24 protein-coding genes and 2 tRNA genes are annotated in these 19,078 nt (G+C 50.1%); 9 read left to right on the top strand and 17 right to left on the bottom strand.

Annotation, left to right across the window (positions count from 1 at the left end; all coding sequences use genetic code 11):
• Positions 1-80 precede the first annotated feature (80 nt).
• From AC1S5B_RS16775 to AC1S5B_RS16765, 3 genes are all read left to right on the top strand, one after another.
• Complete coding sequence (locus AC1S5B_RS16775) at positions 81-1,862, top strand: GAF domain-containing protein (protein ID WP_482036852.1); 1,782 nt, start codon at positions 81-83, stop codon at positions 1,860-1,862.
• Positions 1,822-2,673, top strand: a complete 852-nt coding sequence (locus AC1S5B_RS16770) for a putative bifunctional diguanylate cyclase/phosphodiesterase (RefSeq protein ID WP_482036851.1) — start codon at positions 1,822-1,824, stop codon at positions 2,671-2,673. The genes AC1S5B_RS16775 and AC1S5B_RS16770 overlap by 41 nt, the downstream gene beginning before the upstream one ends.
• A 148-nt stretch (positions 2,674-2,821) precedes the next feature.
• Complete coding sequence (locus AC1S5B_RS16765) at positions 2,822-4,042, top strand: methyltransferase domain-containing protein (protein ID WP_482036850.1); 1,221 nt, start codon at positions 2,822-2,824, stop codon at positions 4,040-4,042.
• 6 nt (positions 4,043-4,048) lie between these two features.
• On the opposite strand, the gene AC1S5B_RS16760 is transcribed toward AC1S5B_RS16765, so the two are convergent.
• Positions 4,049-5,902: an aspartate kinase gene (locus AC1S5B_RS16760; protein WP_482036849.1), complete on the bottom strand. Its 1,854-nt coding sequence runs from the start codon at positions 5,900-5,902 to the stop codon at positions 4,049-4,051.
• A 423-nt stretch (positions 5,903-6,325) separates the two neighbouring features.
• Between AC1S5B_RS16760 and AC1S5B_RS16755 the strand changes: the two genes are divergently transcribed.
• The 3 genes from AC1S5B_RS16755 to AC1S5B_RS16745 all read left to right on the top strand — a co-directional run bounded on the left by AC1S5B_RS16755 (position 6,326) and on the right by AC1S5B_RS16745 (position 7,723).
• Positions 6,326-6,407 (top strand) — tRNA-Tyr (locus tag AC1S5B_RS16755).
• Positions 6,408-6,417: 10 nt separating this feature from the next.
• Positions 6,418-6,489, top strand: a tRNA-Thr gene (locus AC1S5B_RS16750).
• A 79-nt stretch (positions 6,490-6,568) separates the two neighbouring features.
• Entirely contained in the window at positions 6,569-7,723 is a 1,155-nt protein-coding gene (locus AC1S5B_RS16745) for a tyrosine-type recombinase/integrase (protein ID WP_482036848.1), read from the top strand.
• On the opposite strand, the gene AC1S5B_RS16740 is transcribed toward AC1S5B_RS16745, so the two are convergent.
• The 13 genes from AC1S5B_RS16740 to AC1S5B_RS16680 are packed head-to-tail and all read right to left on the bottom strand — an operon-like array spanning position 7,695 to position 16,891.
• Positions 7,695-8,738, bottom strand: coding sequence for a hypothetical protein (locus AC1S5B_RS16740; RefSeq protein ID WP_482036847.1), 1,044 nt, complete (start codon positions 8,736-8,738; stop codon positions 7,695-7,697). The two genes, AC1S5B_RS16745 and AC1S5B_RS16740, sit on opposite strands and share 29 nt — an antisense overlap.
• Positions 8,735-9,007: a helix-turn-helix domain-containing protein gene (locus AC1S5B_RS16735; RefSeq protein ID WP_482036846.1), complete on the bottom strand. Its 273-nt coding sequence runs from the start codon at positions 9,005-9,007 to the stop codon at positions 8,735-8,737. The genes AC1S5B_RS16740 and AC1S5B_RS16735 overlap by 4 nt, the downstream gene beginning before the upstream one ends.
• Positions 8,994-9,227, bottom strand: coding sequence for a hypothetical protein (locus tag AC1S5B_RS16730; RefSeq protein WP_482036845.1), 234 nt, complete (start codon positions 9,225-9,227; stop codon positions 8,994-8,996). Before AC1S5B_RS16730 ends, AC1S5B_RS16735 begins: the two co-directional genes overlap by 14 nt.
• Positions 9,220-9,474 carry a hypothetical protein gene (locus AC1S5B_RS16725; RefSeq protein ID WP_482036844.1) on the bottom strand — a complete coding sequence of 85 codons (255 nt, stop codon included), beginning with the start codon at positions 9,472-9,474 and terminating at the stop codon, positions 9,220-9,222. Before AC1S5B_RS16725 ends, AC1S5B_RS16730 begins: the two co-directional genes overlap by 8 nt.
• 8 nt (positions 9,475-9,482) lie before the next feature.
• Positions 9,483-10,823: a hypothetical protein gene (locus AC1S5B_RS16720; protein ID WP_482036843.1), complete on the bottom strand. Its 1,341-nt coding sequence runs from the start codon at positions 10,821-10,823 to the stop codon at positions 9,483-9,485.
• On the bottom strand, positions 10,823-11,020 hold the full coding sequence (locus AC1S5B_RS16715) for a hypothetical protein (RefSeq protein ID WP_482036842.1): 198 nt from the start codon (positions 11,018-11,020) through the stop codon (positions 10,823-10,825). Before AC1S5B_RS16715 ends, AC1S5B_RS16720 begins: the two co-directional genes overlap by 1 nt.
• On the bottom strand, positions 11,017-11,394 hold the full coding sequence (locus AC1S5B_RS16710; protein WP_482036841.1) for a hypothetical protein: 378 nt from the start codon (positions 11,392-11,394) through the stop codon (positions 11,017-11,019). The genes AC1S5B_RS16715 and AC1S5B_RS16710 overlap by 4 nt, the downstream gene beginning before the upstream one ends.
• Positions 11,391-11,708 (bottom strand): hypothetical protein, encoded by a 318-nt coding sequence (locus AC1S5B_RS16705; protein WP_482036840.1) that lies wholly within the window; start codon positions 11,706-11,708, stop codon positions 11,391-11,393. The genes AC1S5B_RS16710 and AC1S5B_RS16705 overlap by 4 nt, the downstream gene beginning before the upstream one ends.
• On the bottom strand, positions 11,705-14,986 hold the full coding sequence (locus tag AC1S5B_RS16700; protein WP_482036839.1) for a plasmid replication protein, CyRepA1 family: 3,282 nt from the start codon (positions 14,984-14,986) through the stop codon (positions 11,705-11,707). Before AC1S5B_RS16700 ends, AC1S5B_RS16705 begins: the two co-directional genes overlap by 4 nt.
• On the bottom strand, positions 14,983-15,372 hold the full coding sequence (locus AC1S5B_RS16695) for a hypothetical protein (protein WP_482036838.1): 390 nt from the start codon (positions 15,370-15,372) through the stop codon (positions 14,983-14,985). Before AC1S5B_RS16695 ends, AC1S5B_RS16700 begins: the two co-directional genes overlap by 4 nt.
• Positions 15,369-15,626 carry a hypothetical protein gene (locus AC1S5B_RS16690; protein WP_482036837.1) on the bottom strand — a complete coding sequence of 86 codons (258 nt, stop codon included), beginning with the start codon at positions 15,624-15,626 and terminating at the stop codon, positions 15,369-15,371. Before AC1S5B_RS16690 ends, AC1S5B_RS16695 begins: the two co-directional genes overlap by 4 nt.
• Positions 15,623-16,582 carry a sigma-70 family RNA polymerase sigma factor gene (locus tag AC1S5B_RS16685; RefSeq protein WP_482036836.1) on the bottom strand — a complete coding sequence of 320 codons (960 nt, stop codon included), beginning with the start codon at positions 16,580-16,582 and terminating at the stop codon, positions 15,623-15,625. The genes AC1S5B_RS16690 and AC1S5B_RS16685 overlap by 4 nt, the downstream gene beginning before the upstream one ends.
• A gap of 54 nt (positions 16,583-16,636) precedes the next feature.
• The gene (locus tag AC1S5B_RS16680) at positions 16,637-16,891 is read right to left on the bottom strand and encodes a hypothetical protein (RefSeq protein WP_482036835.1); all 255 of its coding nucleotides are present in this window, start codon (positions 16,889-16,891) and stop codon (positions 16,637-16,639) included.
• A gap of 257 nt (positions 16,892-17,148) precedes the next feature.
• On the opposite strand from AC1S5B_RS16680, the gene AC1S5B_RS16675 reads away from it, so the two are divergent.
• Entirely contained in the window at positions 17,149-17,514 is a 366-nt protein-coding gene (locus AC1S5B_RS16675) for a helix-turn-helix domain-containing protein (RefSeq protein WP_482036834.1), read from the top strand.
• 45 nt (positions 17,515-17,559) lie between these two features.
• Here AC1S5B_RS16675 and AC1S5B_RS16670 read toward each other — a convergent pair whose 3' ends face one another.
• Genes AC1S5B_RS16670 through AC1S5B_RS16660 form a run of 3 tightly spaced genes read right to left on the bottom strand, consistent with a single transcriptional unit; the run spans position 17,560 to position 18,460 of the window.
• Positions 17,560-17,931, bottom strand: coding sequence for a single-stranded DNA-binding protein (locus tag AC1S5B_RS16670; RefSeq protein WP_482036833.1), 372 nt, complete (start codon positions 17,929-17,931; stop codon positions 17,560-17,562).
• 20 nt (positions 17,932-17,951) lie between these two features.
• Positions 17,952-18,149, bottom strand: coding sequence for a hypothetical protein (locus AC1S5B_RS16665; RefSeq protein ID WP_482036832.1), 198 nt, complete (start codon positions 18,147-18,149; stop codon positions 17,952-17,954).
• Between the two features lie 53 nt (positions 18,150-18,202).
• Positions 18,203-18,460 (bottom strand): hypothetical protein, encoded by a 258-nt coding sequence (locus tag AC1S5B_RS16660; RefSeq protein ID WP_482036831.1) that lies wholly within the window; start codon positions 18,458-18,460, stop codon positions 18,203-18,205.
• Between the two features lie 42 nt (positions 18,461-18,502).
• Between AC1S5B_RS16660 and AC1S5B_RS16655 the strand changes: the two genes are divergently transcribed.
• Together AC1S5B_RS16655 and AC1S5B_RS16650 are read left to right on the top strand one after the other, a co-directional pair.
• Positions 18,503-18,625 carry a hypothetical protein gene (locus AC1S5B_RS16655; protein ID WP_482036830.1) on the top strand — a complete coding sequence of 41 codons (123 nt, stop codon included), beginning with the start codon at positions 18,503-18,505 and terminating at the stop codon, positions 18,623-18,625.
• Positions 18,626-18,823: 198 nt separating this feature from the next.
• Positions 18,824-19,051, top strand: coding sequence for a helix-turn-helix transcriptional regulator (locus AC1S5B_RS16650; protein WP_482036829.1), 228 nt, complete (start codon positions 18,824-18,826; stop codon positions 19,049-19,051).
• The last annotated feature ends 27 nt before the right edge of the window (positions 19,052-19,078 follow it).

The following is a 19,078-nucleotide window of genomic DNA, read 5'->3' as shown; positions in this document are numbered from 1 at the left end:
TCAGGTATACAAGTATCGTTCACTACATTAATTGGGCACTTTGAAAGAAAGGTTTAATCATTCATCGGAACACTGTCACTATGAAACGCAGAAATCGAACTCAGCCGTCTCCGCCAACCTTTGATTATCAAGGTGTGCTTAATCGCATGACGAATCGCATTCGGCGATCGCTCGAACTACAAGAAATTTTAAGTACAACAGCGACTGAAACTCGTGCGTTTCTTGACACGAACCGGGTTAAAATCTATCGCTTTCACTCAGATGGAAGCGGTGAAGTAATTGCTGAAGCCATCAGTGGAAACCATCTGCCTTCTCTACAAGGGCTTAATTTTCCTGCAAGTGATATTCCGCCTCACGCTCGTGCCCTATTTATCAAAGCGAGATCGCGGGTAATTGTCGATGTCGCCTCACAGCGTAAAATGCTGAGTCACCTGGATGATCCAGAAACCGGAGCAAGTTTAGGCGTAGGTCATATTCGCTATGCCCCGGTAGATGCCTGCCATGCAGAATATCTAGCAGCCATGGGGGTTTGTTCCTCGCTTGTCGTCCCTATTTTGCATCATAATCAGCTTTGGGGTTTATTAGTATCGCACCACGCCCAATCCCGCCAGTATTCTCAAGATGAGTTGCAAGTTGTGCAGCTTTTAGTCGATCAGGTTTCGATCGCCATTGCTCAAGCCAATCTGTTAAGCCAAACACGACAACAAGTTCATCATGAATCAACGATTAATCACATTAGTCGTTTACTCCATGCTCCCTACGATATCAGTAGAATTCGACAATCCGTATTAGACGAGACCGTCAAAGCCTTTGAAGGAAACGGTGGCAGACTTTACATCAATGCCGATATCACAGGCAATGCTGCCCAACTATATACCTATGGAGTTCAACCAACGCTTGCTCAAATTGAGGAGAGTCATTTTTGGCAACAAGTGATGGGAATCTCTATGGGGAAAACGTTTGCATCGTGCGATCTGCTCTCAGAAACTCCAGAATACTATGAGGATGGTTTCATTGACCAGTCCACTGTCCTGCCGCAGCTTCACAGCGTTCAAGATCTCTACAAAAATCCTCAACTTCAATTTTTAGCGCCTGCTTTTGAGACTACAACCATTCGCTCTATTTTGATTGTGCCGTTGCAATATCGACAGCAATGTATCGGTTGTTTAAGCATTTTTCGCCAAGAAATTGATACAGAAACTCTTTGGGCAGGGCGATGGGAAGCAGACGAGCGTAATATGCGTCCACGACAATCATTTGAGATGTGGCGAGAGGTCAAAAAAGGATTAGCTCAAGAATGGACGACTAATGAAATTAAGCTAGCTCAGACCTTAGGCACCCATCTATACATGGCAGTGATGCAGCGGCGAGTTGAGGATATGATTCGACATCAAGCCTCCCACGATCGCCTAACCGGGCTACCCAATCGACTTTTGTTTGACGAACGGCTATCGCTAGCATTGGCGTATGCGTATCAACAGGGCGAAATGCTGGCGGTGATGTTTCTAGATCTCGATCGCTTTAAAGTGATCAACGACACTTTAGGTCACGCCATTGGGGATCAACTGCTGCAACAAGTGGCTCAGCGAATTTCTGGATGCCTCAAAAAGAGTGATACTATTGCCCGCTGGGGTGGCGACGAATTTACATTAATCTTGCCTCAAATCGACTCTACCAACGACGCGACCAAAATCGCTAAACGCATTATCAGCACGCTGAATGAACCATTTACCTGTGGCAAGCAAGAGTTTCACGTAACAACCAGTATTGGGATTGCTCTTGCGCCTTATGATGGCGAAGACGCGGAGACACTGTTGAAAAATGCCGACACTGCCATGTATCGCGCCAAACAACAGGGCTAAGGATAGTTTCCAACTCTATGCTGCGGATATGAACACTCAAGCGCTAGAGCAACTTGTGCTGGCTAATGATCTTTACAAGGCGCTGAATCGAGGTGAGTTTTTGTTGCATTATCAGCCCCAAGTAGACCTCAAAACCGGGAAAATTGTGGGCACAGAAGCTTTAATTCGTTGGGAACATCCAGTTCGAGGACTGATTCCGCCGAACCAATTTATCCCACTCGCTGAAGAAACGGGGCAAATTGCAGCGATCGGCGAGTGGGTATTGCAAACAGCCTGTGCCCAAAACCAAGCTTGGCAAGCAGCGGGATATCCTCGGATTCGAGTTGCCGTCAACCTTTCTGCACGGCAGTTTCAGCAGCAAAACTTGGCTCAACTGATTAACCGAGTGCTTGCCGAAACTGGCTTGGAAGCTCAATACTTGGAGGTTGAAATCACTGAAAGTATTGCGATGCAAGATATTCATGTCACGATCGCAGTCTTAAATGAACTGCGGACAATGGGGGTGCATATCTCAATGGACGACTTTGGCACCGGATACTCTTCGCTCGCGACCCTTAAACGATTTCCGTTGCACACCCTGAAAGTTGATCGAGAGTTTGTTAAAGATTTAACGACTAGTAGCAAAGATGCTGCTTTGATTCAAGCGATCGTCACCCTAGGACATGGATTAGATTTAGATGTGATTGCCGAAGGCGTAGAAACAATGGAACAACAAAAGTTTTTACACTCAATTGGTTGTGATGCAATGCAAGGATACTTATTTAGCAAACCCTTACCCGCAGAGTCCGCAGCGCACCGATGCTTTAGCTAAAAGGCTTTAACTAAAAGGACGTTTTAATAATTTTGAGGGGTCAAATTTTGTGCTAACTGCCTGATGTAGACCTACAACATTCCTATTGACTTAGAATGTCGAGAGTAGATGTACAACATCCGTAATGGTACAGAAGGACTTCTCATTCATGACTGAACTCGTGTCAAATATTGCTGCACCTCCTGAAACAACCGCGATAGCGCTCCGCGCGACGGGGTCGTTCTCCTACAACATTGAGCAAGCCGTTCGGGAACGCTACGAAGCGGGAGCGCAACAACCCGAAGCATTGCTGTGTTGCCCAACGGATGGTTATGACTCCGCCTATCTGGAACGATTGCCCCAGGAAATCATCGAAAAGGATTACGGCTGTGGAGATCCCACTCGCTATGTGAATCTGGGTGAAACCGTGGTGGATCTAGGGTCGGGAGCCGGAAAAAACTGCTACATCTTGGCACAACGGGTGGGAGCAACGGGGCGCGTGATTGGCGTAGATGTTAATGAAGAAATGTTAGCCCTATCGCGCAAATACTTGGAAGAAATGGGTGACAAACTGGGCTATCGCAATCTGGAATTTGTCAAAGGCAAAATTCAAGATCTCGCCTTAAGCCTCGACGAGATGGAACGTTGGTTGCAGAAAAATCCGATTACTACGCTAGAGGGTGTTGCCGCCTTTGAAACAGAGCGCGATCGCCTCCGCCGTCAAACCCCACTCATTGCCAACGATAGTATCGATGTAGTCATCTCCAACTGCGTGCTGAACCTGGTTCGCCCTCAAGATAAACAGCAGTTGTTTGCCGAGATTTTTCGCGTACTCAAACGAGGCGGACGGGCAGTCATTTCAGACATCGTATGTGACGAAGACCCCACTGCAACCATTCTCAACGACTCCAAACTTTGGAGCGGATGCATTGCCGGAGCCTTTCGCGAACATACTTTTTTGGAAATGTTTGAGCAAGCGGGTTTCCACGGCATCGAAATTTTGACGCGGCAAGAGGAGCCGTGGCAAGTAATTGATGGCATTGAGTTTCGATCGCTCACCGTTCGAGCTTATAAAGGCAAGCAAGGTTTATGCCTGGAACGAAATCAAGCAGTGATTTATAAAGGACCCTGGAAATCCGTCCAAGATGATGATGGTCACACCTTACATCGGGGTCAAAGAATGGCAGTCTGCGACAAAACCTTCAAACTCTACACTGATTCCCATAGCCCCTATCACCAAGACATGATTCCCGTCTTACCTCATGCCGCCATTCCGCTCGAATCTGCCCCGGTGTTCGATTGCTCACGAGATTCTTTGCGTCACCCCCGCGAAACCAAGGGCGTAAATTATCGCGACACCATTACCGATACTGGCAGCACCTGTTGTTAGAACTCCTCATGCTGGCACTTGAACCAAGCGATCGCCCGATAGCTCAAACGCGGCATGAATCACCTGAAGTGCTTTCACCCCGTCTTTTTCAGATACCACGCAGCTAACCTTAATCTCAGACGTAGCAATCATTTCAATATTGATCTGATGATGCGAAAGAGCGGCAAACATCCGCGCCGCGACACCGGGCTGCTGCACCATACCCGCTCCAACAATGCTCACCTTTGCGATCGCGGCATCTAGCACAATATCGCCACAGTCTAACTCTGGTCTCGCCGCTTCTAAAGCCAGTCGAGCTGTTTCTCCATCCATTTGTGCCACTGTAAAAGCAATATCCCGCGTTACTGCCCCCCCAATCACGCGACATCGCTGAGATTGAATAATCATATCCACGCTAATATTTTTGCTTGCCAAAAGCTGGAAAACGCGCGCCGCCATACCTGGAAGATCGGGAATCGAGCGAATCGCCAGACGAGCCTGTTTTTGGTCAAGCGCCACCCCGCGTACAGGAGGAAGATCTGAAGACAGAGATGCGTTGCTCGACTGTTCGATCAACTGAGGAGCGGGAAGTTCCCGGTTTTCTTGCGCTTGATAGGGAGAGCTAGTGAGATTAAACGTCTGACAAAGAGCCGCGATCGCTCGATCACAATCTGCCGCCATCACCACGCAGCTAACCTTCACTTCTGAAGTGGAAATCATTTGAATATTCACTCCCGCTGCTGCCAGCGTCGTAAACATTTGCGCTGCCACACCCGGACGACCAATCATGCCAGCCCCCGCAATCGAGACTTTGGCGATTTGCTGCTCTACCATCACTTCCGCATCCAGCCCTACCGGATTGCCCTCGCACAGAGCCGGAATAATCGCACTGGCAACCGCTTCTGCTCCCCTTAAAGACCCATGAGTCACCGTAAAGGCAATATCGTTCGTATTTCCTTCATGAATAGACTGAATGATCAGATCGACATTCAAGGCTTGAGAAGCAATTTCGCCAAACAATCGCGCCGCCACACCAGGGCGATCCGGCACCCGCAGCAAAGAAACCTTCGCTTGATCAGTGTCAAACTCCACCGCATCAACCGCACGGGTTAATTCCAATCTATCCAGCGATCGCGGTTTAGGCGGAGGCGACATCACCCACGTTCCCGGATCATCCGTCCAGCTAGAGCGCACCACCAGCGGCACCCCAAAATTACGAGCAATCTCCACAGCACGCGGGTGCAGCACTTTTGCACCCAAACTCGCAAGCTCTAACATCTCATCGCTCGTGATCTCCGCCAACAGTTGAGCATCGGGCACCAATCGCGGATCAGTGGTGAAAATTCCTGGAACATCTGTATAAATCTCACAATAATCTGCCTGTAGAACCGCCGCCAAAGCCACCGCCGATGTATCTGAACCGCCACGTCCCAAGGTGGTAATTTCTAGCTCATTAGCGCTACTGATCCCTTGAAACCCCGCAACCACAACTACGGTTCCTTGTGCTAGATGTTGCTTCAGGCGATCAGGTTCAATTCGCAAAATTCGCGCCCGACTATGCTCTGCCTCTGTCACAATTCCAACCTGTGCCCCGGTCATCGAAAGTGCCGACTGACCTGCTTCTTGCAATGCCATACTTAGGAGCGCGATCGTCACCTGCTCTCCAGTAGACAACAGCATATCCATTTCACGCCGACTCGGATTAGCCGAAATTTCAGCGGCAAGCTTGACCAATCCATCGGTTGTCTTGCCCATTGCCGAAACCACAACCACCACTGAATTACCCGCATCCACAGTACGCTTCACTCGTTGAGCTACTGCTTGAATGCGTTCCACCGTCCCAACCGACGTACCGCCATATTTTTGAACAACAAGCGCCATGACTATGCCTCATCAAACCTGACGCAGAAAACTTTCAAGCCTATCTGCTGACTAAAACATAGTACTCACTAAATCCCAACTTTACTTCAGCTAATCACTCTGAATACGCATCCATTCTTTTGTTAGATTGCCATAAAATCATAAATTCGCAAGAAAAAAGCAAATCTAGACCACGAGACTCATTTTCAGACTACTAGCAAGTCCCATTCGTCTCGCTTGAGATAAAACACATCTTATTCAAGATGACTGAGAATTTGCTTAGGGCTCAACATAAGTCTATTAATCTCGCGGCAAGACTTCAGTAGCGTTAATTTATTTAGGAGCTAACCTCAGCCCAAAGTAAACAGGAAATAATTCAAGAAATCGTTAGATTGTTTATAGTTTGTGATCGCTCTTATGCTAATATCAGTAACTGTGGAATGTGGGTCGATGCCCGAGTGGTTAATGGGGGCGGACTGTAAATCCGCTGGCTACGCCTACGCTGGTTCAAATCCAGCTCGGCCCATTCACAATCCGCCCGTGTGGCTCAGTGGTAGAGCACACCCTTGGTAAGGGTGAGGTCACGAGTTCAATCCTCGTCACGGGCTTAGCTTGAAACTCCTGATAGCAAAGGGTTCCAGGATATGTAGGGTCGGAGCGCAAACCGCTAGAGCAGGCTAAACAGGTATGTCAACCTATACCAATCCATACCACTTTCAGCCATCATTGGGTACGGTGGCGGGTACGGAGTTTGGTATGAATGCACGGGTCAATGTTGAGGTGTTTGAGGGGCGGTTGCGATTGCGATGGCGATATGCCGGGAAGCGCTATTGTTTGGCACTGGGATTGAGCGATCGCCCGATTAACCGCATCGTGGGGGAGCAAAAGGCGCGGGGGATTGAGGCGGATATTGCCACGGGCAACTTTGATGCCAGCCTAAAAAAGTACAGACCGGAGTCCCATATAGATATGGGGATATCTATATGGGATCTATTTAATAAATACCAATTATTTAAACAACACAGTGGGATCTCACGTAGCACTGTCAGCAAGTACCGGGCGCTGCTGCCTAAGCTGAAAGAGTTTTTTGGCACTAAAAAAGCCACTTCCCTGACGAGAGAAGAGGCTGAAGGGTATCGAGAATGGCTGTTGGAAAAACTTGCGCCAGTGACGGCGAAACTGAGGATTGAGCAACTAAGGGCGGCTTACGATTGGGGAATTAAGCAGGGCTTAGTGAAAACCAATCCTTTTACTGATGTGCGGGTGAAGGTTCCTGCGTTGCCCCCTCCTAGTGTGTTTAGCGAGGTGGAGCGTGAGCAGATCATCGAGGCGTTTCGCACTCACCCAACCTACCACTACTTTGTGGATTATGTGATTTTTGCCATGATTTCGGGCTGTCGCCCTGGGGAGTTGATCGGGCTGCGATGGCAAAGTGTGAGCGATGATTGCTCCACTATTTCGATTTGGGAAAGCCTGAGCCGGGGGCAAAGGAAAGAAACCAAAACCAACAATTCGCGGGTGATTGCGCTCAACTCCAGGCTGCAAAAGATTTTGGAAGTGAGGCGGGGCGAGAAGCCTGACCCAGATGAGCTGGTGTTTCCTTCGGTCAAAGGAGGGGCGATCGATGATCACAACTTTAGAAACCGGGCATGGAAGCCAATCATTGATGGGCTGGGTTTAGATTACCGCAAGCCGTACACCACGCGCCATACTGCTCACTCGCATCTGTTGGATCAGGGCTGGAGTCCTGCGGAGGTGGCAGAGACGATGGGGAATAGTGTGAGGGTGGTTTATTCACGATATGCAGCCAATGTTAGGGGACGGCGGAAGTTGCCGGACTAAATAGATCCTTGATAAAGGCAGTGCTTTCGAGCTTTCTATTTTTTACGAGCTGAGACTCTGATGCAGATCGCAACGAATAGCCAGCTTTTTTGAGATATTGCTCAACAGAGCTAGTAGAAACTCCAAAACGTTTTGCAACTTCAGGCAAACTTGATCCAGCTTTGTAGGCTTTCCAATAACGATCAGCAGTCTCGCGACGTTTGGTTTCATTCATCTTGTTGCGGGGGCGGATCTGAATGCCGTTCTCCTTCAAAATTCTTCTAACTGGTCCAGCGCTGGCAAGCCCAAAGCGATCTGCAACTTCCTGAGTGGACAGTCCAAATTTGTAGGCAACACAGATCTTGTCGTTTCGCTCTTTTAGAGTAAGTTTTCTTGCCTCCTCAACCGTCCTGAACTGATAGCCAGAGCGCTTCATCGCCGCATAAATTTTATCTCTGCCATGTCCAATCTTTGCGGCGATTTGATCGCAGTTTAATCCAGACTCGTAGAGCCTAATACACTGCCTAAGAAACTTTTCTCTAGCATCTGTCCGACGCGGCGCGGGTCTGCGAAATTCTGAAAAACCAGACTTTTTAAGCAGTGCCTTAATTGCGTTGGCGCTGGAAAATCCAAAGCGATCGGCTATCTCCCTGCACGTTAGACCGCTCCTGTAAAGCTCTGCATACTCAGCAATTCGAGACGGGCTAACTCTGTTTTTTGGATCTCTGCTATCAAGAGCCTTCCAGCCGTGGTGAGAAATAGACCGTCCATCTCTCACTGCGCGAAATCCTTCTTCAGGCAGTCCTACCGACTCAGCAAAAGCTCTGATACCAACTCCCTGAAAAATCTCTCCACTAGGAGAAACAAACGCATATCCGACGCTATGAAAGTTGTTTGAACCTTTGGCGTTTCTCCCGTTAGCAGGTTTCCTGTTGGCTTGTGAGATTTTGACGCGAGTTTGCCAAGTTAAAGGTTGTTTAGGGGCGATCGCTCCCAATAGAAGCAGTTGTCCTGGCGAAGTCGGTTTTCGTCTCATCCTGCCTTCCTCCGCTTCTGACTAGACTCCACTGCCTGCTGAAATGCTTGTAAGGCGTTGATATATCCATGAGGGGCGATCGCCCGGTTGTGCCATGCCATCACCAGCGCCTCGTTGTACTCATATCGCCCATTGCGAAACACGTAATGTATGTTCTCTTGCCATGCTGACGCGGGATCTTTGCGAATTCGGGCAAGGGTGGTGGCACTGATACCCATGAGTTGGGCGGCTTCTTTTTTGGGGATGAACTTGAAGTCAGTCAGCTTCATGGGTTGCCTCCTGTCCTGTTTCAGGCTTAAATCCCGACACGTCAACACTCCCTACGTCAAACTCGTAATCAAATCGCCCATCATCGATTACATTTTCAACCGCCTCTTGTATGGCGTTTTCTAGTTTTCTTCCCCCTTGTTCAACATACTCTTCACCAATTTCAACGGTGATTCTAAACATAGCGGGAACCCTTCCGGTGACTTGGTAGCGTTTAGTCATTGAGATCGCCTCCTTTGGTAAATGATTCCAAAGCCTTGACTATCTCCTGTTGGTAACTTTCCAAGATTTCAGCGCCTTCCTCTTCAGAAAGGCTTTCATCCATATCTTTCAAAGCGCCCAGCAGCGAAGCCATGCCAGCATAGAAAGCTTTTTGCATTTCTTTGTGCTGTATAGCAGGAGCAGACCTGGGAATTGAATTGGATTGAAACTGTCGCCAAAGCTGATGTGCAGTCTGTTGTTTAGCCATTTTTTCTCCTACAAAAATCGGGATTCAAGAATCTCGAGGATGGCGGTTTCGAGTTCATCCGCGATCGCTACCAGGTCATCGGGTTCAGCCTCACCCTTGAGGGCGGTAAAAATCTCCGCTGACTTGATGCTGGCAATTTCCTTAAGTCGATTCAGCAGTGTTTTTTGCCCTGTACTTAAATCGCCCGCTTCCAGATTCGAGGATGGTAAGTGCCGTCCTGATGATGGCAAATCGACCCCTCGTTTGCCAGTGCTGTTAGATTCCGGGTAATTCGTAGGGGCTTTATTTGTGGAAAAGAACTGAATATCTCTGTCTTCGTTTTGGGCGATCGCCTCAATAGGATCAAGATCTCTTCCTGAAAATCCAGAATCTCGTTCATCGCCGCTTGGGTGTGGTACATCGGGGTTACTCCATAAAATTTTGGTTGGTGGAAAAGAAGCCTCTTGATCGTTGCCCCATAGCACCTGAACAAAGCCGCGCCCGTTTTGGGCAACTGCCTTGCTTTCGATCCATGTGTCGCCATCAAGAATCCAGACGGGTTTTGGGTCAATCCCGACGTACTCGTAAGGATTCTGGGCAATTTCCCCAACGGTTGGGGATTTGGTTTCTGGCTGTTCTTTTGCAGGCTTTAGCCGCCGCAGGGCTTCATCCGCCTGCTTAATCCCTCGCACGTTCTCTGCCTTGAGGATTTCCCACTTTTCGGAAATCCGTTGATAGAGTGTCGCCGTCTGGCTGGGCATGGGCTTGCCAGTGCGAGGATGCACAATCTGATTCCTCACGGTTTCCCATTGCCCGTGGGGTGTTTCTGCTTTGAGTTGTAGTAGGGTTTCGCCACACAGTCTGGCGGAGTCGAGGGCGCTGTAGTTCGCCTGATCTGCGACAGCAACAGCCTGGTCAATTTCTGCCCATAAGGTTTGGGCGGTGGTGATGAGGGATGGGGCGCTTTCCAATTCTGAGATGGGCAGCCAGTTTTGCCGCTGATACCCTTGTGAGTCCTTAAAAGTCCCACAGCACTGATCGCCATCGATCTCTTGGATGGTGTAGATATGCCCCTTAGTTTTGGGATGGATGACGCGATCGCCCACCTTCCACCCTGCAAGCTCCTGTCCTTCCCGAATATAGGCATCGTGAAAGGATTCATCAGGAGCAGGTACAGGCTCCAAACTCTCCTGTACCAGCGTGAGCATACTCAAGGGGAAGGAATCAGAGCCGAGGTGTCTGGCTTCGTGATCGACAAGGACGCGATCGCCCTTCATTCCCGTGACAAATACCCTGGCTCCACTGGGAATTTTGCAGACTGCACCGGGTTGGCAGCGCGGGTCTGTTTTTTGCTTCGTTGCTACGACCATCACCACTCCCCCCGTTTAGATTTAAAAGGGCTGGAGTCGATGATCTCCCACGCTTCGGCGATGGTTCCTGAAACTTGCCACGCTAAGCGCCAATCGACAAATGGCTCATTTTCGTTTCTGCCCCAAAAGTTGCACATCCTTAAGCCGATGCAGCACCAAATCCGAGGAAATAAATACTTGAAATACTTGAGTTTCATTGACTACCTCCTTGAATGATTGATTCACGAACCCAATGCCCATTGAGCAGGCTGCAACGACAGCACAGGTCGGTGCCTCGGATGTAGACCTCAGTGATGCCTGTGAGGGCGTACAGATGCTTACAGAGTTCATCCAGGGCTTCCCAGTGCGATTGCTGGCAAATCACCGCCTCGCTGGGAAAATGAAGGCAAAACACGGTTTTGTGAGTGGGTGGAATCCGAAAAAAGCTGGGCATCCCCATGGTGAGGATTTTGCGGGATGGGGAAGAGAGCGATCGCCAGAGTTGGCACCGGGTTTCAGATTGAAGTAGCCGGCTACTGGGTAGTAGCTCTCTGAGTCGTTTTTTTAGGTTGGTTTCAAGTGTTGTGTTCATGGTTTCTTCCTGAAAATGCTGACATCAGAAATGTTGAAGGCGCTCACCCGACCATCGGGGCTGCGAACTCTGACCCGCTGCCCATCCTGGGAAATGAACAGAACTTCGCTGGGTTCCATCAGCTTGATGAAAATTTCGGGGCTAAGGACTAGCAACGGAATCTCTGAAGCCTCCCGATAACTTTTGGGCACTGCGTCCCAAGGCAACCCATCACTGCCGGTGCGGAGCCAAGTAGCCGCTCCATGGATGAGCACGGTGTCGCCTACTGCGATTTCACTTGGTGAAGGCTTCGCCAACGCGGTTTTAGTTTTCATGCCACACCCCCTAGTAACTCTTGATCTTTATTACTAGGGGTGTGCACGGCTTCCTCTTCTCGCTGCTGCTGAGCGCTTAAGTCGCGAGTGAACCAACCCGCTAGGATCGCGTCTCTGCCGTCTTTTGGCAGTTCGTATCGATAGACGCGCTGTCGGTTGCCCTTGCCTCCCTCCTGGCATAGGAATTTAAGCTTGATTCCCAGTTTCCCCAGTAGGGTTTGGGCAATTTGAATCGGTGACATTTTTTCATTCACCGTCACCCCAATCACATTTTTCACATCCCAACTGTTGCGTTTCGCCAGATTTGCCAGCCTCAGCAGGGCAGGATGAGCATCTTCATACTCGTGAGCCTTGATACCCCCGTTAAAGTCTTCATCCAAGTTCAAGAGCGCCATCACGCCCAACTGCTCAATCAGCCAGCATCGGGTGCTGAGTTGGGCGCGGTTGGTCGTGGGGAGCCAAGCGCCGGAGGTTTTGAGCGTGTGTTCTAAGGATTGTTCATCTCGATGTTTGAGGAATGGTTTGCCCATTCCGAGGTAGTAGTGCAGCCTCAGCTTGGGATACCAGCCGTCATCATCTTTTTCAATCAGTTCGGGCGTGACTTCATCGACCTGGTAGCGACTCTCTATGGAATATTTCCGCTCCTGATGGCGCTCCCCTGCCGTTTTCGCCTTTTTTCCCTTTAACTTTTCATAGGTCGTGGCGCTGATGCCATCCGCATTGGCGATCGCCTCGCGTTCTTCCTGGTAAAGCCGCTTTCTCAGGGTTTCCAGTTCTTCGAGCAGTTCAATGTTTGCCAGGGGCGCATCAATCTCGTAAACGTGATGTCCCTCACGCTCCAATCCCTCCAAAACCGATTGGCGATACTGAGCCAGCCCACAATTTACCCGCGCCGCCATCTTTGCCCAAACCTGTAGGCAGCATTCGTAGCTACCCGTTAGGGGGCTTTCGGTGGTGGCAAGCTGCACAAATTTCTCAGTGACCTTCGCTTGGCGATACTCCCCCGCGAGGATCGCCTTCTTGGTGCTAAATCCATTGGCGACTTGGGCGAACCCGCGTTTGCGAATCCAGATGTGCCTATCTACCGGATCTCTGACCCGTGCTAGGGATTGCCGCGCTGTATTTTCGGGCAAGACTCCATTCATGCAGCCCCAGACGCTGGTGAAATGCCCTCTGATATCAATGCTCACCCCGGTTTCGAGGGTGGGGGATGCCAGGACGCAATCGTATCGAGACACCACCTCATTGATATGCTCGGTGCATTTGAAGGCGGGATGAGTTGGGTCAGCGATCGACTCTGAGTCAATCCGCAGAATCTTGAGGTGAGGATATTTGGCGTTGAACAGCGCCTCTAGAGTGGTGGTGGAAAATCTGGATTTTCTTTTCTGCGATTGCAGCACGACCAAGGTTTTACCGCCGCTGCCCAACTCTTGATCTAAGCCGCACAGCCAATCGTTAGCGCGATTTTGGGCGTAGTTGTAAACCTGCCAAGCCTCGCTGTCGGGCTGCCAGGAATTGACGATCAGATGTGGGGGTGGCTGATTTGCCAGCAAGCCGTGAACTAGATTGATGCTCAAATCACTCAAATCCGCATCCGCCAAAATCACCCGCCCGGTGGCAGATTCCAGGGTGTTGATCAGCAGGATTTTAAGCTGCTCTAAAATCGTGATCCGATTGTTGGCGACTTCCGTTTTCGCCTCTAGCAGATGCCACGCCACTTGCTCTGCCTCATCTATGATGATCAGGGCATCATGCCAATGATCCGCGTTGAACCTTGCCTGAGACTCAGGGTGAAGTGAATCAATGCACAGCCCATACCCCAGCAAATCGCCCTCATCGGAGCCGCGAACCTCGGTGACGTAATTCAAGCCGATGCGGTTGCAGATGGCTTCCGCTAACTGCACTCTGTGGGAGATGAGCAACACGCGCTGCCCTCTTTCCATTGCCGCTGCTACCAAAGGAATGAATGCTTCGGTTTTCCCGGTGCCCTTTGGAGATTTCAGCCCAACGATTTTGGCGGTATCGGGTAGCTCTAGCGCTCCCAAATAGCGCTGATTGAGCGCCTGTGACACGGGGAAGGTGAGTTTGTTGTATCCACTCGCCAACCATTGCTCATAGGTTCTACGCTGCTTGTAGACCTTGTGAAAGGCTTCCTCGCCTTGGGCAACGATGAAATCATCCACGCCCTTTTCGGGTCCAGGTAGATCGATGACTTTAAATTGACAGCCTGCGTCTAAGAACTGGGTTTTGAGCTTGGCAATCTCATGCTGTATGTCGCTGATTGTTTTGGGCTTGGTTTCGTAGTCAAAACACACGCTAACCTCGCGCCCTGGTGTGGCGAAGAATGCCAGGTCAGGGACTAGATGGGGTGAAAGCAGGCGAACCCCATCTGCGTCGGTTGTGCGAACGCCCATGGTGATGCCGGGAAGGGCGATCGCGCTAATCCCAATTTTCAGAAAGCTAGCTGCCTTTTTTGCGCCTTCAGTCAAGGCGATTGGTAAATTTCGATCGTGAACCCAGCGCCAGTAGTTGGGATTCTCTTGATTCAGGCGCTCAGATCCCGAATCTCTTGCTGGATCAAAGCCTCTGGGTTGAGCGCGGTTATCTCTCGCGAGATGCCGTACTGCTCGAAATAATCGCAGAGCTTCTCTATATTCCCCTCTGCTGCAAGCGCCTTGAATTTCTCCAAACTGCCTGGAGTATTGCGAATTTTCAAGGTCTGATTGTCTATGCCCTGCATTAATTTGATCTGTTGGCGTAGAACTGCTTGTGGCGTGTTTGGTGGTGGATAGCACCCCAATTGATTCAATCGCTGCTCTAATCTCTTCTGCGAATTTCTCCCCATAATTAACTCCTAATAAAAGTGCGGTGTTTGTTGTGTCGCCAAAGGTCTGGCGCAAAAATTGGCATCTGGGTTCAACACCCAAAGGCGCTTCATACTTTTTCTTCTTGCCTGCCTTCGATAGATCAATTCGGGGGCTATCAGGCTTGAGTTGCCCCCACTCCATCGGCTGGTAGTCATTCAGTGGATCAATGCCGTTGACCCACCAGCCTCCATTTTCTAAGGGGCTATAAATTTCTAAAAGTTTGGCAACGCCAACCGTGGCATAGCTGGTTACTTTCTGGCGCTTGGAAATGGCATCGCCCAGGATGCGTTCAATTGCCTCTTGCCCATCCACAGAGCGAACGTTGAGGGCGATAATTTCAGGGCTAATGCCGCTGGCTAGCCATTCTTGGTAGTGAGCAGGCTTGAGATTGGAATCTTTTGGGATATTCAATTGCTACCCCCCCCGATTTTCACAGAGGCTTCTAATGCTTGAATGTAGGCGGAAAGGAGGGCGATCGCGCTTTCTTCAAGCCACTCCGACATTCCAACCTGGTGCCACTCCCGCGCATCCCCCTCATCTGGCTCTACGCGCCACAGGTGAACGCACCATAATTGTTTTGTCGGGTCGTAGTGGATGTCGATGGCTAGATCTTTATCCGCGATCGCCTTTTGCAATGACCATTGCAAAGGCGAAAAATCAATGGCATTTAGATCTTGAGCAAGGCTCCACCAGTCAAAACCGTTAATGGCGATTTTAAAACAATTCCCAATCAGTTTTTTGCACCACTCAGGCTCTAGCTCTGCCCAGCGGTCGAGTAATTCATTGAATCGATTCATTTCACGCCCCTCACCAACACGATCGCGTCCTGCACATCCCGATCCGCCAATACTTTCCAGCGCTGCTCAGTCGGGCAAAAGAAGCTCATCTCACACACGCGATCGCACTCCTGCCCAGACCGCTCATACGCTTCCAGCGCATCTTCTGGGTAGCGAACATCCGCCACTTCGACCGCAAACACGCCGCCCCACCAGGTACGAATGCCGAGCTTCCAAACGGTGGGACGGACTAAATCCGCCAGTTTTGCAATCATGACTTTGCCCTCTTGTGCTTATATCGAATCGAGCGATCGCACCCTTCGGTGTCAATCTTTCCGGTGGAAGCCCAGCGATCGCCAAGCCGCTTGAGCTTCCGCATGGCGCTGGCTTCAATCTGCAAAACGCGTTTGCGGGTCATCCCCAGGATTAGCCCAATAGCAGCACAGGTCTTGGGTTCGCCGTCGCTAATCCCAAAGCGATGGCAAATTACGTCCTGTTCGCGCTCCGATAGGAAACGCAGCAAACTCAGGACGCGATCATAATTTTCGATCGCCGCCAGTTCGTCGGTGGCGTTGGGTGCATCTGCTGCAATAAATTCGCCCAACTCATCGCACTCCTGCTTGAGGGATTTGTTTACGGGAGCATTGAGCGATCGCGGGTGCCGCCCGTGGATCAGAAGCTCGTCCAGTTTCTCTGGGGAAATTTCCAACCGCTGGGCGATTTCTGCTTTGTTGGGCGATCGCCCCAATTCTTTGGTCAATTCGCGGGTGATTTTCTTCACCCGGTTTAGCTTTTCAACCATGTGGGTAGGCAAGCGAATCGTGCGCTGCTTGTCTGCAATGCCTCGCGTAACTGCCTGCATAATCCACCAGTGAGCATAGGTGGAAAATTTGCAGCCTTTGGCGGGGTCAAACTTTTCCGCTGCCCTCACCAGCCCCAAGCTGCCGTCTTGGATCAAATCCTCGAAGGGCATCCCTCGATTCAGATACTTTTTGGCGATGGAAACGACTAACCGCAGGTTGGCTTCGATCAATCTGTCTTTGGCGCGTTTATCTCCCCGCTGGATGCGCCGCGCCAATTCGATTTCTTGTTCTGCGGTTAGCAGCTTGGCTTTGCCTGTGCTTTTCAGCACGAATCCGGTTAGGTCGTTGCTGAAAGATTTCTGCTGATTTTGGGTTGATTGCGATACTCTGGTATCTACAAGTTGAAGTTGCAACGCTTGTGATTGCATGATTATCCTTTCTAGTAAATGATTGAGCCGTAGTGTTTGTGCGCTGCGGCTTATTTAATGGGCGATCGCCTGACGCAAAGCTTCTGCCTCCCTTGCCTTGTGCAGCGCAGCGAGGTTGAGCGACCTGGCTTCTAGCAATTCCCACACTTGCAGGGCTTGTGCCCCGTAGAAAATTAGAATTTCGTCGCACCCAAAGCTGATAGTGCAACCCATTTCGTTTGCGCCCGCTTCCGTTTGCACTACTTCATAGGTGGCATGGGTGATGGCTGCGAGGTTGAATAGGCGATCGCCGACTTTGATCAGTTGCATAGACTTTTTACCTGGGGTGATGATTTTTGTTGCTCCAACTGACTGAAATACAGTTGTATAGCCTCTTCAAGCACTTCACAAACGTTTCGATCCTCGTCAATAGCTCGACGAGCCAAAGCCTTGAACAAACTGGGTTTTATCCGGGTTGTGTAGGTTTTTCTAGATTCTGTAGATATGGCATCCATGACTTTCTTGTAAGTTGTAATTGAGTAAATAATAATTAAATCATAAATGGCTCTTTAATTATTCAATCACGAATGAATCCATTTCTGATAAAACAAGGTGCTAACCTCATCTCTTTGCCAGTGGATAAAGCCGTTTTAGATCGCCTAGCTGAAGCCGTAAAGTCGTCCCGCAAGTCGCTAGAGCTTTCTCAGCGCGATTTTGCAGCGTTGCTTGGTTGCAGCCAGGGAGCCGTGCAAGGGTGGGAAACTGGCAGAAATCCGCCCAACCTGGAAAGTCTGGAGGCGATCGCAAGAGTTCGAGGGCAACTGCCGGAAGAGTTTTTGGCGTATCTCTATGACCGCTCTGGTGTTCCGTCGCTGCAAGAAAGAATCAAATCAATGGATCAGACTGAACTATCTTGGATCTTGATGCTCATCGCCCAACAGATGGCGAAATAATTAAAAAGCCCGTGACGGGAATTCCTGTAACGGGCTTTTTAATGCCTACTCGCTATACGCATCCACCAAATCTTGAGAGAGGCTCTTGATTTTGGGCGGTTGGGTGAACTTGATCAGCGTGGCATAGCGCTTCTTGCCCTGCTCATCAGCCCCCATGCTGTGGGAATACCAGACATCCTCGCCAAAATCAGACTTGGAACGACGGTAGTAGAGTTGTCCTCCGCATTCAATCACCGCTGCACCATAGCGATCGCTCTTGATGATGCTGGCTCCAATCGTATCCCAGTTGAATTCGGGATAGTCGCTCAAAGGCTTGACGTGCTTCGGTCGGGTTTGGTCGGGCGCTGAGAGCCGCTCTAGGGCATCTGCTATGCGCCCCAGATGGCTAAGAAGTTGGTCAGTTTGTTCGGGTGTCATTTCTACAACGGGTTGGGGATTTACTTTTGGGCTGGAATGATGGTGCAATCGAGGGCGATCTCGTCTTTAGTTTGCCTTTGACTCTTAATCACAAACGTGGCAGAGCAGCCGTCAAGCTGGAATCTGCCAGCCTGCAACATCTTGGATGGAATCAGCACTGAATGCAGATGCTCCCCACCAATGAAGATTTGGCAGGGATGAGAATCTTCTTGAATCACGGGGGCTTTCTCCAAAATAGTGAGGGGCGGATTCCTCCGCCCGGTGAACGTGCTTAGAACGGTAGATTGCAGTCAAGGGTTTCGTAGACCTCAAATCCAATCAGCCCGTGCATTACCTTCTGGTGTGTGATCTCGCGCATCACGTCTGTGAAGCGGTCTGAGAGGGTTGTAATCTCCAGCCCTGCTTCCTCTCCCGTGCGACGGTTGATCAGGGTAACGATGTGAACGAAGGCGCGGGTAGTAGTTGGAAAGCGCACCGTTTCGCGTGGATCTCCTGTAGCTACCGATTTGATTGAGTTTGCTGTTAGCATGATGGGGTCAAGTCCGTTGTAAGATTTTGACTTTTTGATCCCGTGAGTCCTGATCCGACGCGCGGGATTTTGATTTGGAAGGGAACACACTGTTTTAGAGCCGAAGCTCAGGCGATCGCCCCAGATTCGATCTGGGTGCATCACGCAAAGGTGCGATCGCGTTAATTAAAAGAGTTGAGCCTCGTTCCACGATGAGCGCTGGAATGCGAGGGGACGGGCATCACACAACTGAAGGCAGTTGGCAGCGGAACCGCGTGGGCTGTTTCGTCATGTCTAACTGTAAATAGATTAGCGTAAAACTTTTTATGGTGTCAAGACTTTACGTAAGGATTTTTACGCCTATAGTTGTATATAAGCGTTCTTATGGGAGAGATACCAGTGTCACGAGTTGCAGAACTGCGGAAGCAGGCAGAAATAACCCAACGAGAGTTAGCAGATCTTGTTGGAGTCACGGAAACGACTATCCGAAATTGGGAAAATAACCGTAACGGGGTGGAGTGGTTAGCAAGGGTCGCAAGGCTCTGCAAAGCCTTGAACTGCACCCCAGAGCAGTTGGTTGATTATGTCGAAGCGATCCAGGTGAGCGAATGAGCGCGATCGCCCATAAAAAAAGCCCCA

The sequence above is a fragment of the Leptolyngbya sp. CALU 1928 genome (genome assembly GCF_056784215.1).
Note: the sequence above shows the minus strand (reverse complement) of the source record. Positions and strands in the feature narration are given on the sequence as shown.